Annotated in this window: 12 protein-coding genes and 2 tRNA genes; 12 read left to right on the forward strand and 2 right to left on the reverse strand. The window is 50.0% G+C overall.

The genetic code is table 11. The annotated features are described in order from the left end of the window. Positions 1-734: 734 nt before the first annotated feature. Complete coding sequence (clpP, locus tag EKM83_RS05785; RefSeq protein WP_043022142.1) at positions 735-1,331, reverse strand: ATP-dependent Clp endopeptidase proteolytic subunit ClpP; 597 nt, start codon at positions 1,329-1,331, stop codon at positions 735-737. Positions 1,332-1,802: 471 nt separating this feature from the next. Here clpP and EKM83_RS05790 point away from each other — a divergent pair, with 471 nt between their 5' ends. From EKM83_RS05790 to EKM83_RS05800, 3 genes are all read left to right on the forward strand, one after another. Further along, complete coding sequence (locus EKM83_RS05790) at positions 1,803-2,249, forward strand: LytTR family DNA-binding domain-containing protein (protein ID WP_125575686.1); 447 nt, start codon at positions 1,803-1,805, stop codon at positions 2,247-2,249. Positions 2,250-2,254: 5 nt separating this feature from the next. After that, entirely contained in the window at positions 2,255-2,998 is a 744-nt protein-coding gene (locus EKM83_RS05795) for a LiaF transmembrane domain-containing protein (protein WP_125575687.1), read from the forward strand. An 86-nt stretch (positions 2,999-3,084) separates the two neighbouring features. Then, positions 3,085-3,156, forward strand: a tRNA-Arg gene (locus EKM83_RS05800). Between the two features lie 117 nt (positions 3,157-3,273). Here EKM83_RS05800 and EKM83_RS05805 read toward each other — a convergent pair. Continuing rightward, positions 3,274-3,873 carry an ECF transporter S component gene (locus tag EKM83_RS05805; protein ID WP_125575688.1) on the reverse strand — a complete coding sequence of 200 codons (600 nt, stop codon included), beginning with the start codon at positions 3,871-3,873 and terminating at the stop codon, positions 3,274-3,276. 130 nt (positions 3,874-4,003) lie between these two features. Between EKM83_RS05805 and EKM83_RS05810 the strand changes: the two genes are divergently transcribed. The 9 genes from EKM83_RS05810 to secG all read left to right on the forward strand — a co-directional run bounded on the left by EKM83_RS05810 (position 4,004) and on the right by secG (position 13,538). Next, positions 4,004-4,075, forward strand: a tRNA-Arg gene (locus EKM83_RS05810). A gap of 397 nt (positions 4,076-4,472) precedes the next feature. Beyond that, complete coding sequence (locus EKM83_RS05815) at positions 4,473-5,501, forward strand: sugar-binding transcriptional regulator (RefSeq protein ID WP_125575689.1); 1,029 nt, start codon at positions 4,473-4,475, stop codon at positions 5,499-5,501. A 68-nt stretch (positions 5,502-5,569) separates the two neighbouring features. Further along, positions 5,570-6,580 (forward strand): type I glyceraldehyde-3-phosphate dehydrogenase, encoded by a 1,011-nt coding sequence (gene gap, locus EKM83_RS05820; RefSeq protein WP_125575690.1) that lies wholly within the window; start codon positions 5,570-5,572, stop codon positions 6,578-6,580. A gap of 170 nt (positions 6,581-6,750) precedes the next feature. Beyond that, positions 6,751-7,953, forward strand: coding sequence for a phosphoglycerate kinase (locus tag EKM83_RS05825; protein WP_125575691.1), 1,203 nt, complete (start codon positions 6,751-6,753; stop codon positions 7,951-7,953). A gap of 143 nt (positions 7,954-8,096) precedes the next feature. After that, entirely contained in the window at positions 8,097-8,855 is a 759-nt protein-coding gene (gene tpiA / locus EKM83_RS05830; protein WP_125575692.1) for a triose-phosphate isomerase, read from the forward strand. 107 nt (positions 8,856-8,962) lie between these two features. After that, a complete protein-coding gene (eno, locus tag EKM83_RS05835; protein WP_125575693.1) occupies positions 8,963-10,282 on the forward strand; it encodes a phosphopyruvate hydratase in 1,320 nt (439 codons plus the stop codon). A 115-nt stretch (positions 10,283-10,397) separates the two neighbouring features. Further along, positions 10,398-11,588, forward strand: a complete 1,191-nt coding sequence (locus EKM83_RS05840; protein ID WP_125575694.1) for a hypothetical protein — start codon at positions 10,398-10,400, stop codon at positions 11,586-11,588. A gap of 61 nt (positions 11,589-11,649) precedes the next feature. After that, positions 11,650-13,206: a ClC family H(+)/Cl(-) exchange transporter gene (locus EKM83_RS05845; protein ID WP_125575695.1), complete on the forward strand. Its 1,557-nt coding sequence runs from the start codon at positions 11,650-11,652 to the stop codon at positions 13,204-13,206. A gap of 95 nt (positions 13,207-13,301) precedes the next feature. Continuing rightward, on the forward strand, positions 13,302-13,538 hold the full coding sequence (gene secG / locus EKM83_RS05850; protein WP_125575696.1) for a preprotein translocase subunit SecG: 237 nt from the start codon (positions 13,302-13,304) through the stop codon (positions 13,536-13,538). Positions 13,539-13,575 lie beyond the last annotated feature (37 nt).

A 13,575-nucleotide genomic window follows, 5' to 3' on the forward strand; every position in this document is an offset into this window, starting at 1 on the left:
CTCAGCCATTGGTGCTGGGAGCCGCTTTTTTTGTAAAAAAACTGAAGGTTGAAAGATGAAGATCAGCTAGAAGTATTGTCACCACGCGACTCATGGCGTAATAATTAGTCGTTTACAGCTTCGTAGTTTGAGCTGGCCGCCTACCGTCCGCCAACTATGGGTTGGAACGCGGTGGGCGGACCGGACCGAGCCTGAGAAGCGGTCTCGGCCTCGCTTTGAGCCGGAAAACCACGTCTCAAAGACGCCAGTTTGCTAAGCGGTGAGAGTCGCACCGCTAAGTAAACTCCCACGGCTGAACCCATATTTGGCGGACTCCCGGCTACAGGAGTGCTTGCTAGTAACAGTTGGTTTAGCCACAGGCAGCGGCTGATTTGACAACTAGTCTTCAACTAAGACAATGGTGCTGATAACCATCAACCCGCCGGAGGCAGTCAGGGATGGAGCCAGCTGTGGCGACGGTGTTGGCTGAGGTTTTTTCTCAGCCTACAGCGTGGGACGACTTTGGAGATTTGCGGTTTCGGCAAGGCTTCAAAGCGAACCGGAAGCCCGTTCCTCAGGCTGGAGGTGTTCCCCATAGCAGGCGGAATCCCTGACTGACGCAGGCTCCTGGTTTCACTAGTTCTGGTGGGCAAAACGCTGTCGCTTCGGGAGTCAAGACATTAATTCAACTTTCAACCTTTAGTAAAAAAATAACACCAACCCAAGCCGGGTCGGTGTTATTTTTAATTAGTGGATTACTTCTTTTGTTCGCTACTGTTGGTCATGATGTGGTCGATCAAACCATAATCAACGGCTTCTTGCGCACTCAAGTAGTTGTCCCGTTCAGTGTCTTGGTTCAGACGTTCAACGGGTTGACCGGAGTTTTCAGCCAAAATCTTGTTGATCAATTCACGCGTCTTCAAGATTTCACGCGCGGCAATTTCAATTTCAGTTTGTTGCCCTTGTGCACCACCGGATGGTTGGTGAATCATGACTTGGGCGTGTGGCAATGCAAAACGCTTGCCCTTAGTCCCGGATGAAGCCAAGACACTGGCCATGGAAGCTGCCATCCCTAACGTAATCGTTTGGACGTCGGATTGGATGAAGTTCATGGTATCGTAAATGGCCAAGCCGGAAGAAACCACACCACCTGGTGAGTTGATGTACAGCGAAATGTCCTTAGTGGAGTCTTGAGCGTCCAAGAAGAGCAATTGCGCAATGATGGCGTTTGCCATGTCATCTTCGATTGGGCCAGATAACATAATGATCCGGTCTTTTAAGAGTCGTGAATAGATATCATAGGCCCGTTCGCCACGGGATGATTGTTCAATAACTGTTGGTACTAAATTCATGACTAGATAGCCTCCCTTATTAACTATTGAATGGCTAGCGTTTCGCTAACATGTTGTTAGTGTACCGCTATGGTCAAAGTAGGTCAAACAATATGACTTACCATTTAGGCCAGAACCAATTAACTAAAACCATCATAACAGAGTTTGGCCAAACGTCACGTATTCTGTCAGTCGAATGGGGAGAGTGCTAAGTCAATGGATGCTACTGGAAATGATGTGAGGTAGGTGCGGGCGTTAAAAATAAAATTAAAAAGCGCTAGTGATCGGCCTACCCACCGGGTGCCAGTCCCCTAGGCGGTGAACGACAGGCGGCCAGTCCAGCCCTGTCAGTGGATGCGTTTCAGCCGGTCAAAAAGTTTGTTCACCCAACTTAGGCGACCACTTACGCTGGTTAGCTGACCAGTCACGTCAGCGATATTTATTTTTGCCAGCGGGTATGGTTTACTTAGAACAACGAAAGGGGGTGGCGATTTGAAAATCCAGGTGGAAGTTGACGAAACGGCGGTCGAGCCGGAGGTGACCATTCGCGCGGCAGCCAATACGGACGTGAGTCAATTGGTGGCGGCGCTAGAAGCAGTCAGTGTGGCGGCTAAGCGCTTAACATTGCGACAGCGCGGGCAAAGCTATCAGGTGGTCGTCGGCAGCATTTTATTTCTGGAAGCGGCTGATCACCAGGTCATGGTCCACACGGCCGATGAGGTGTACGTGACGCGGCAGCCGTTGTACGAGCTGGCCGACGCGTTACCCACGACCTTCCAACGGGTTTCCAAGTCTGCCATTCTCAATCGCGAGCAGATTTTATCGTTGACCAAGTCCGTCACGGGGAATCTGGTAAAATTTCAAAACTCACACAAGCAACTCTACGTGTCGCGGCGCTACTACAAGGCGCTCAGGGAGGCACTAGAACGAGAGGGGTAAGACAAATGTATCGAAATTGGTTTTGGGGTGTCTTCCTGGTTTTGGCGGCCGGTATTTTAATTACGAGCCAACTGGGAATCTTCACCTATCACATTGGTTTTTGGACCTTATTGCTGGCAATGTTTTTAGTGGCCGCCTTTGTGGAGAGTCTGATTCACGTCGCGGTAGGCGGGATGGTGTTCTCGCTGGCATTTTTGGCTATCATCTTCGCTAAACCGCTGGGAATCGCCACCTTGGCGCCCTGGACAATTCTCGGGGCGGCGGTGTTACTGACGGCCGGTCTGTCGTTGATCATCAAGCCGCGCTGGCGTTGGCACCACCGTGGTCCGCGGGTCATCGTCAACGGTCAGGACTGGCATCATCGCAAGTGGCACGACTACGACTGGGAGGAAGAGGACGTACAAGACCTGGACGCGTCCGAAATTCTGGTCAACGTGAACAAGAGCAGTAGTATTCGTTACTTGCAATCGCCAGACTTCAAACGCGCCGTGATCAAGGTCTACATGGGCAGCGCCAAGGTCTACTTTGACAACGTCACGGTCAATCCTGATGGTGCTGAAATCGTGGTCGATGATTCTTTCGGTGGCACGGAACTGTTCATTCCGAAGCACTGGAACGTACACCACAACATCAACGCGGGCTTTGGGACAATCGAAGAAAAAGGCACCGCTGAGCCTGACCAGACGGCACCCCAGGTCACGATTCACGGCAACGTTTCCTTCGGTGGGGTGACACTGATTTACGTTTAAGCGAGAAGAAATTTGCGGCGACCCCTTGAATTTATATTCAGCATCAGGTATAGTAATTAGGTGCTCAAAAATACTGATGCTGATTTGCGCCCGTAGTGTAATGGATCGCACGTAAGATTCCGGTTCTTGAAATGGGGGTTCGATTCCCTCCGGGCGCATCAGATAGTCGTAACCGTTGTGGTTGCGGCTTTTTTCGTACAAAAAATGCGTTCACAAGTAGCGTGAGCGCAGGGATTTTCGTGGTTAAATGATGTGGGGTGTTGTCCAAGTGAGCACTAAGCCTTGAGTCGGTCCCAACGATTACGCAGGGGCCGAGCGATCAGTGGTGCGACCAGAATATCTAAAATAAATTCCGGAATCCCGTTGGTCAGCAACGAAATCATCAAGACGTAACCCAAGGTCTGGTTACCCTTAGCGCCAAAAGCAGTGGCAACGGCTGGCGTTTGGTAGAAGAAAAAGACCAGTCCCAGAACTAAGAGGGTGTTGACCAGTGCAGCGCAACCAGCGGCGACTTGCATGGCACGACGTTGCGACCAGTGGCGGTTGCGACCCCAAGTGTAAAGCCCACCGGCAGCCAGGCCCATGAGTAGGCGAGGTAAAATTGAAATCAGCGGGTTGGTAAAAATCAGCGGGGCGACCGGACTAGACGGCCAGGTAAAGGCGCGGACAAAGGTGATCAGCCCCCAAAAGCCGCCAATGACCAGGCCATCTTTAGGTCCCAGGGCGGTCCCAGCAACGATGACGGTCAAGCCAATTAAGGTCATGCTGAAGGGCCCCAGGGGGACGTAGCCGAGAAAGGGAATAATATTTTGAAGCAAAACAATCGCCATTAATAATGCGTCAACGACCAGGCGAAAAGTCTTATGTCGCGTCATTGCGGAAACCTCCAGGAAAAGTTAATGTCGTTATTATAGCATGAATGTTCGCGTAAAAATGAAAAACTGCCTTGTATTTTTATTCAAAATCAGTTATAGTAGTCAAGGTGTTGTTCATAACAAGTTTTATGCGCCCGTAGTGTAATGGATCGCACGTAAGATTCCGGTTCTTGAAATGGGGGTTCGATTCCCTCCGGGCGCATCAAATAAAAGCAAAGAAGTCGTCGTCCACGGGTAACCGTGTGGCGGCGATTTTTTTGCGCTCACGGCGCGGCCTCGAAACCGTACTGTGGTCAGCTCCTTGCCATTTGCCCCCAGCGAGCAACGCCCATTTGGCAAGCGGCAGGTGGCCGGTTCAAAGTCAGAGCGCAGTCCCCCAATAACCAAGCAACTGCTGGTCCAGTGACCTTAACGTTTCAGTTTCTTCTATTGTAAGGGCTTACATAAATTAACGGTCTGAATTACTTGCTAAAGGACGAGCATGGGCTTATACTATTAATCGTAAAAGGTTGGCTCTGGTTGGCCTTAAATTTTTTGACCAGGGTGGGCGTTTATCAGCCACCTTAGGTCGGTTATCGTCCCACTAGGAGGTAAGCAGGATGCATGAAGATTGGCAGTGGGTGGATGCAATTATGCCCCAGATGGTCGGGAAACTGACCAGCCGCTTCCGTGTTCTGCAGGGTGTTGCCCGCCTCCAACCCGTGGGGCGGCGGACGTTAGCCACCAAGCTAGCGTGCTCCGAACGAACGGTCCGCACGACCACGGATGCCTTGGCAGATCTCGGATTTATCCAAATGTCTGTCCGGGGGATGCAGATTACGGCCGCTGGACAGCGGGTCTTGCGCGGCTTGACACCAGTCATGAATGATTTGGCTGGGCGACAGCAGCAAGAACGGGAACTGGCACAACGGTTGGGCATTGCCCATTGTACGATTGTACCGGGTGATAGTACTGCCACCAACGGGTCGTTAGATGCCTTGGCTCAGGCTGCTGGGCAGGTGTTGATGGACCAGATACCGAGTGGCCGCAGTACGGTCGCCGTCATGGGTGGGCACACGTTGGCCACCGTCGCGGATGCGTTGACACCAGCCTTGGCGGCGAACCGGGAGCTGTTGTTCGTGCCTGCCCGTGGTGGGGTCGGTGAATCACCCGCCATTCAGGCCAACACGGTCGCGGCCACGATGGCGGAACGTACCAACAGCGCGTTTCGACAATTGTATGTGCCGGAGCAGCTAAACAGTGCCACCTACAAATCGTTATTCGCGGAACCAGCGATTCATGAAGTTTTACAGCTGATTGCGCAGAGTAACGTGGTCATTCACGGTATCGGTCAGGCATTTGTCATGGCCGAACGGCGCCACATGGATCCACATGTGATTGCCGATTTATCGGCCGCCCATGCCGTGGGTGAGGCCTTTGGTTATTTCTATGATGATCAGGGCCACGTCGTCAGCAAGTTCCCCCGAATCGGGCTGGAAATTGGCGACTTAGCCGCTAAACAATTAGTCATCGCCGTTGCCGGTGGTGCCGAAAAGGGAGCTGCGATTGCGGCTTACATGCGTTTAGCGCCAGCACAGACTTGGTTAATAACTGATGAAGGTGCTGCTGACTTTGTTTTAAAAAAGTGATACAATGAACATGTATTGCTTTTTAAAAAAATTATCTTTGTTTGCTTCCTGAAGGAGGAAATCACAGTATGACTGTAAAGATTGGTATTAATGGTTTCGGACGTATCGGCCGTTTGGCTTTCAAGCGGATTCACGAACTCCACTCAAGTGACATCGAAGTTGTTGCCATCAACGATTTGACGACACCTTCAATGTTAGCTTACCTGTTGAAGTATGACTCAACTCATGGCCGTTTCCCTGGCGAAGTTTCCGCTACGGACAAGGGCATCGTGGTTGACGGTAAGGAATACCCTGTTTACGCTGAACCAAAGGCTCAAGACATTCCTTGGGTTAAGAATGACGGTGTTGACTTCGTTCTCGAATGTACCGGTTTCTACACTTCCGAAGAAAAGGCTCACGCCCACATCGATGCTGGTGTTAAGCGGGTATTAGTATCTGCTCCAGCCGGTGCCGTTACGACGGTTGTGCCTGGTGTTAACTTGGATGCCTTAAGCAAGGACGATGTAATCGTTTCTGCTGGTTCTTGCACCACGAACTGCTTGGCACCAATGGCTTACTTCATGAACAAGGAATTCGGTATCAAGGCTGGTACGATGACCACTATTCATGCCTTCACTGCTACCCAACAAATCTTGGATGGCCCTCGTGGCAAGAAGATGCGGAACAACCGTACTGCCAGTGTTAACACGATTCCTCACTCAACTGGTGCCGCTAAGGCTATCGGTTTAGTTATCCCTGACTTGAAGGGTAAGTTACAAGGCCACGCACAACGTGTTCCTTTGACTGACGGTTCTTTAACTGAATTAGTGACTGTTCTGGACAAGAAGGTTACTGCTGACGAAATCAACGACGCTATGAAGAAGCACACTGAAGGTAACGAAGCCTTCGGTTACAACGCCGACGAAATCGTTTCTTCAGACATCATCGATGATGATCACGGTTCTGTCTTTGACCCAACCCAAACTGAAGTTACGACTAACGGTGACACCCAACTTGTCAAGACTGTTGCTTGGTACGACAACGAATGGGGCTTCACTTGCAACATGGTTCGGACGTTATTGCACTTCGCAACTCTTTAATCCGACAGTTGCCACAAGCTTTTAAATAGACTCACGAACGCGGCGGAGGGAGGAATTTCTTCGCTGCGTTTTTTGTAAAAAATTGCATAAGTCCTTTGAAATTCAGAGGTAAGTGCTGTATATTGTGAAAGTAATCTTTTAATAGATATTACTCAAGGAGGATTTCAGAATTGGCTAAATTAACAGTTTCTGATTTAGACTTAAAGGGCAAAAAAGTCCTGATGCGGGTCGACTTTAACGTCCCAATCAAAGACGGTGTGATTGGTAACGATAACCGTATCGTTGCGGCATTACCAACGATCAAGTACGTAATCGAACATGGTGGCAAGGCCATCCTCTTATCTCACTTAGGTCGGATCAAGAAGGAAGACGACAAGCCAGGTTTGTCCATGCGCCCAGTCGCAGAACGTCTGTCCAACTTGTTAAACAAGCCAGTTACATTCGTTCCAACCACTGAAGGCAAGCAGCTTGAAGATGCCATTGATGGCTTGAACGACGGCGATGTCTTGGTAATGGAAAACACCCGTTACGAAGATGTTAAAGACGGCGAATACGTTAAGCGTGAATCCGGTAACGACCCTGAATTGGGCAAGTACTGGGCTTCATTGGGTGATGTCTTCGTTAACGATGCCTTCGGGACGGCTCACCGTTCTCACGCATCTAACGCCGGAATCGCTGCCAACATGGCCCAAACGGCTGCTGGCTTCTTGATGGAAAAGGAAATCAAGTTCATCGGGGGTGCCGTTGACAACCCTGAACACCCATTCGTTGCTATCTTGGGTGGTGCTAAGGTTTCTGACAAGATCGGTGTGATCGATAACCTGTTAGCCAAGGCTGACAAGATCCTTATCGGTGGTGGGATGACTTACACGTTCTACGCTGCTAAGGGCATCAAGATTGGGAACTCCCTGGTCGAAAAAGACAAGATCGACTTAGCCAAGGAAATCTTGGACAAGGCCGGCGACAAGTTAGTCTTGCCAGTGGACTCCGTTGTTGCTGAAAAGTTTGACAATGATGCCCCTCACAAGACGGTCGAAGGCGACGTTCCTGATGGCTACATGGCCTTAGATATCGGACCAAAGTCCATTGCCGAATTTGAAGACGTTTTGAAGTCTGCTAAGACGGTTGTTTGGAACGGCCCAATGGGTGTCTTTGAAATGAGCAACTACGCCGAAGGTACCTTGGAAATCGGTAAGTTCTTAGGAACTTTGACTGAAGCCAAGACGATTGTCGGTGGTGGTGACTCAACTGCCGCTGTCCAACAACTGGGTGTGGCTGACAAATTGTCCCACATTTCTACTGGTGGTGGTGCTTCTCTTGAATACCTTGAAGGGAAGACCTTACCAGGAATTGCCGCAATTTCTGATAAGTAAATTTGTAAAGAGCTGTGGTGGTCGTCATCACAGCTTTTTATGCTTAAGCTCGTCAATCGGTAAGGGTTTTCGCTGGCTAATCTAGTGGGAATTCGGTAAGATGATGAGCGTAGTCAATTTATTTTTAGAAAGGGTGGATTAGGTTGCGGATACCACTCATTGCTGGTAACTGGAAAATGAACAAAACGGTAACGGAAGCGCGTAGTTTCGTGGAAGCTGTGCAGGGCAAGTTACCGGCTGCGGACGTCGTGGAAACGGCGATTGCCGCGCCAGCGTTATTTTTACAGACCATGTTGGATGCCAACCAGGAAAATGTCCTGAGAATTGGCGCAGAGGCTTGTTACTACGAAGATGAAGGAGCTTACACGGGCGAGACCAGCCCCAAGGCCCTTCATGCGATGGGGATTCCTTACACCATCGTGGGCCACTCCGAACGGCGGCGTTACTTCAACGAAACGGACGATGTCATTAACCGGAAAGTCCAAGCGGTTTTCCGCAATGGCATGACGCCCATCGTTTGTTGTGACGAAACCATGGGGCGGCGTGAATCCGGTGAAAAAATTCACTGGGTCGTCAACCAAGTTTCAGCAGCGCTTAAGGGCGTTAGTTCAGCCGATGCGGCCAAGATTGTGATTGCCTATGAACCCAGCTGGGCGATTGGCAGTGGCACGTCGGCATCGACGGACCAAGCCGAAGAGGGCTGTTACCTGATCCGCCAGACGTTAGCTGATATCTATTCAGATGAATTGGCTAACGGCGTCCGGATTTTGTATGGTGGTAGCGTGAAACCTGACAATATTGCCGGCTTAATGGCCAAGGACAACGTTGATGGGGTGCTCGCTGGCGGGTCTAGTTTGGATGAAAACTCTTTCATTCAGCTCGCGAACTATCAAAATTTGTAATTCGGGCAAAATATAATTGAAAGTTCAATGTTAAACTTATAGAATAAAGCATGGGATTGTTGTTTGTTCCCGTGAAGCCAAACACTCATAAGGAGAGAATACAAAAAATGTCTATTATTTCTGATATTTACGCACGCGAAGTCTTAGATTCTCGTGGTAACCCAACTGTTGAAGTTGAACTTTACACTGAAGCCGGTGCTATGGGCAGGGGAATCGTTCCTTCTGGTGCCTCAACCGGTGAACACGAAGCCGTTGAACTTCGTGATGGCGACAAGAGTCGTTTCATGGGTAAGGGTGTTACTAAGGCTGTTGACAACGTAAACAACATCATCGCCAAGGAAATCGTTGGCTACGATGTTACCGACCAACGGGCCATTGACCAAGCCATGATCGACTTGGACGGTACGCCAAACAAGGGTAAGTTAGGTGCTAACGCTATCTTAGGTGTTTCCTTAGCTGCTGCCCGGGCTGCTGCTGACGAATTAGGCCAACCTCTGTACAACTACTTAGGCGGCTTCAACGGCCACGTCCTTCCTACGCCAATGATGAACGTTATCAACGGTGGGAAGCACGCCAACAACAAGGTTGATTTCCAAGAATTCATGATTATGCCTGTTGGTGCCAAGACTGTCAAGGAAGCTATCCGGATGGGTTCAGAAACGTTCCACAACTTGAAGAACTTGTTGAACGAAAAGGGCTACTCCACGGCCGTTGGTGATGAAGGTGGGTTTGCACCTGACCTGAAGAACAACGAAGAACCATTCGAAATCTTAGTTGAAGCTATCAAGAACGCCGGCTACGTACCTGGTAAGGACGTTGCTATCGCCTTTGACTGTGCCTCATCAGAATTCTACAATGCCGACACCAAGAAGTACGAACTTAAGGGTGACGGTAAGGAATACACTGCCGAAGAATTTGTTAGCTTGCTGGAAAGCATCGTTGACAAGTACCCAGTTGTTTCCATCGAAGATCCTCTGGACGAAAACGAATGGGAAGACTGGCAAATGGCTACTGAACGCTTGGGCAAGAAGGTTCAAATCGTTGGTGATGACTTATTCGTTACGAACACGGACTACTTGGCTAAGGGTATCAAGATGGGCGTTGCCAACTCTATCTTAATCAAGCTGAACCAAATCGGGACTTTGACTGAAACTGTTGAAGCCGTTGAAATGGCTAAGCAAGCTGGTTACACGGCTGTTATCTCTCACCGTTCTGGTGAAACTGAAGATACGACTATCGCTGACTTGGTTGTGGCCTTAAACGCTGGCCAAATCAAGACTGGTTCTATGAGCCGTGGCGAACGTATCGCTAAGTACAACCAATTAATGCGGATCGAAGACCAATTAGGTAAGACTTCCGAATACAAGGGGATTCACTCCTTCTACAACTTGAACGAAGATGCGCGTTTAGCCATCGTCAACAAGTAATTAAATGTGAATACTGAGAAGCAGGTCCAGTGATGGGCTTGCTTCTTTTTTTTCGGAAAAATAAAAATTTTCGGCCATTTTCTACGGAGTTAACTTTAACGAGGGGGAATTGACGATGAAAATTTTGAAAAGCATGGGAATCATTGTGTTGGTCGTGACGGGCGTTTCTTTGGGGCTGGGGTCGGTTTCGGCTTTGGCTGCAGAACCTTGGGAGACGGATTATGATTTTGAGATTACACATATAATTACTGGAATAAATGAAGATGGCGGAGAAAATAGAATTGAGATAGTCCATACGCAGCGGGCTAAAGTGAAAGAACAGGTGGAGAAAATTCCTCAGTTTTCTGGTTTTTACTCGCCTGGTTTTATAGTTGGCAAAGCACATTTGGCTACCAAAAAGATTTCACGACGTTATGAAGGCGGTCGGGTACCGGCTACGGTGATGTTGATGTTTGTCGATACAAAAGACAAAGTGATTAATGAGCGGGAAGCCCAGGGGGCATTAACACTTGGTGGTAAAGTAAATCTACTTCCGCCGTCAGGATATAAGCTAGTTCATTCAGAAGATGTGAGTCGAATTGTTCTTGCCAAGCATGAAGAATGGCATATTTCGGTTCAATCAGTTAGTGGGTCAGGGACCTCTGCAGATGGAAATAATTCTAATCAATTGGCGAAACCAGATTCCAAGCCAAATTTAGATGCAAATTCGAAGCCAGACTTGCCTCAACCACAACCGGATAAGATAAATCCCGCACCAAGCACCAAACCACAACCGGTAGATCCAACACCGGAAATTCCTAAGCCACAGCCAGTGCCGAACCCAGCAAAGCCACAACCTAGCAAACCTACGGCGCCGACACTGCCAACTTCACCAACACCCCAGCCGCAACCGGCAACGCTACCAACCCAACCGGTCGTCTTACATCCAGCACTACCAGCAAATCCAACGCACCATTCACTAACCACTAACCTGCCAGCGGCTACCAAACCGCGGCCGTGGGCGCATCATTCGGCGGTAGACCTGTGGGAAGCGGCACCCGATACCGCAGCTGACACGGCCACCACACCGTCTCAGGCGACTGACCATCCGCATACTAGCCCAGTGACCAGTAATCATCATCAGGCAGCCCATGCGGCTAATCAACCCTCAGCGGCGTCGGCCCCGGCTAAGTCGCCGGCAAAAACACCGTCAGCAGCCAAACGTCTGCCCCAAACCAACGACCGTCCCAACGGGCTAGCCATCGCCATCGGCAGTCTGCTCCTCAGTTTTACCGGAATTTGGCGTAACCGGCGAATTCATCAGTAGGTCTGTGCCAATCTGTGCTAAACTGGTATTTAGACTTTAAAAACTGTGGAGGAATCGCCTAATGAAACGAAAGCAACGGACCCAACATGATTTTACCCGACTCAACGCCATCTTCTTCGGAAGTATCGTGGGGTTATTGGCCGGGGCCGTCGTAAGCACGTTTCGGTTAGCTATTGAACATTTACTTAAACTCATGCAAAGCCTGTACGGTTGGTTTGGCCAGAATCCAGTGTGGCTGATTCCCTGGGCTTTATTGTTGGTCGCCGTGGCAGTTCTGATTGGCCATTGGACCAAGCAAACGCCCATGATCAAAGGGTCGGGGATTCCCCAAGTTGAAGGCCAGTTGGCCGGTGAGATGGACTACGCGTGGTGGCCCGTCCTCTGGAAGAAGTTTGTCAGTGGGATTTTAGGCATTGGTTCCGGTCTATTCCTCGGTCGGGAAGGCCCGTCGATTCAATTAGGCGGGACCGTGGCTCAGGGGGTCGCTGAAGGCTTTCGGTTCAAGGGTAGCCAGCGTCGCCTATTGATTGCTGGCGGGGCTGCTGCCGGGCTATCAGCGGCCTTTAACGCGCCCATCGCCTCGACACTCTTCATTTTGGAAGAAGTGTATCACAACTTCTCGACGCTGGTTTGGTTGACGTCACTGACTAGCGCTGTGGTGGCTAATTTCGTGTCTAACGAAGTTTTCGGGCTGACCCCAGTGCTACACATTAATTACCAACACGCGCTACCACTGCGCTATTACGGGCTGCTATTGCTCTTGGGCGTGGGGTTAGGCCTGTTGGGGTATGCCTACCAATGGGTGACGCTGCGTGGTGCGAGTTGGTACGCCAAATTACGGTGGTTACCGCAACATTTAGACGGCATTATTCCCTTTCTCTTGGTGATTCCGATTGGCTTATTGTGGCCGGTCGCCTTGGGTGGGGGAAACGGGATGATCGTCCTGTTTGCCAAACACACGCCGCTACTGATTCCGCTGATTGGCTACTTTATCTTGCGGTTTTGCTTCTCGACCATTAGCTACAGTTCCGGGCTTCCCGGCGGCATCTTCTTGCCTATTCTGGCATTAGGGGCCTTACTGGGCGCGATTGGCGCGCGCATTTTTGTGGCCGTGGGGTGGTTACCGTCGATCTACGTGGCTAACTTGATTATTTATGCCATGGCCGGGTACTTTGCCGGCATCTCTAAGGCGCCATTTACCGCGATTTTACTGATCACCGAAATGGTCGGGACCTTGCATCACCTCATGCCGCTGGCAGTGGTGGCCATCGTAGCCTACATCACGGTCGATGTCTTGGGTGGAGCACCTATTTACGAAGCCATGCTGGAACAGATGGTCAAACCTGCCGAGGCGAAAGACGTGGGGCCAACTGACCGACTGGAATTTGCGGTCAACGAGGGTACCGTCTTAGTTGGTCAGCAGGTGCGCGACATCGTGTGGCCCACTGGCTCGTTGTTGGTCAGCGTTCGCCGCGGAGAACGGTCAGTGATTCCGCACGGCGATACCATCTTGCGCGCGGGCGACAGTTTGGTGATTTTTACCTACCAAAATAATCGTGCTTACGTCCGACAACAGCTTACCCACTTAAACGATTCTTCGAAGCAATTGCCCGATTAGGTGAGCGGGGGGCTGGTAAAAAGTGGCCGACTATGATAAATTGGTAAGGTATAGTTAGACCTATTAGACCTATTCGATAGGTAGGAGGCAAATTCGTGTATAACTTTTTAATGACCTGTATCTTAATTGTCGCTGTGTTGATCATCATCGCAGTCATGATGCAACCAGCCAAGACTAATGACGCATTATCCGCTTTATCTGGTGGTGCGGATGATTTATTTGCAAAGGCTAAGCCCCGTGGGTTTGAAGCTTTCATGCAAAAGGTCACAGTCGTTTTAGGCGCCCTATTCTTTGGGCTGGCAATGGCTTTAGTTTATTTATCTTCACACTAGAGTAAAATGTAGGCCCTCCTGTTTTTCGTTACAGGGG

Source organism: Levilactobacillus angrenensis (genome assembly GCF_003946085.1).
Classification (GTDB): Bacteria; Bacillota; Bacilli; order Lactobacillales; family Lactobacillaceae; genus Levilactobacillus; species Levilactobacillus angrenensis.

Excerpts from the sequence above, each read along its gene's own strand:
- EKM83_RS05795 (WP_125575687.1), top strand. The coding sequence starts at position 2,255 with ATGTATCGAAATTGGTTTTGGGGTGTCTTCCTGGTTTTGGCGGCCGGT.
- EKM83_RS05815 (WP_125575689.1), top strand. The coding sequence starts at position 4,473 with ATGCATGAAGATTGGCAGTGGGTGGATGCAATTATGCCCCAGATGGTC.
- eno (WP_125575693.1), top strand. The coding sequence starts at position 8,963 with ATGTCTATTATTTCTGATATTTACGCACGCGAAGTCTTAGATTCTCGT.
- EKM83_RS05805 (WP_125575688.1), bottom strand. The coding sequence starts at position 3,873 with ATGACGCGACATAAGACTTTTCGCCTGGTCGTTGACGCATTATTAATG.
- clpP (WP_043022142.1), bottom strand. The coding sequence starts at position 1,331 with ATGAATTTAGTACCAACAGTTATTGAACAATCATCCCGTGGCGAACGG.
- EKM83_RS05845 (WP_125575695.1), top strand. The coding sequence starts at position 11,650 with ATGAAACGAAAGCAACGGACCCAACATGATTTTACCCGACTCAACGCC.
- gap (WP_125575690.1), top strand. The coding sequence starts at position 5,570 with ATGACTGTAAAGATTGGTATTAATGGTTTCGGACGTATCGGCCGTTTG.
- EKM83_RS05840 (WP_125575694.1), top strand. The coding sequence starts at position 10,398 with ATGAAAATTTTGAAAAGCATGGGAATCATTGTGTTGGTCGTGACGGGC.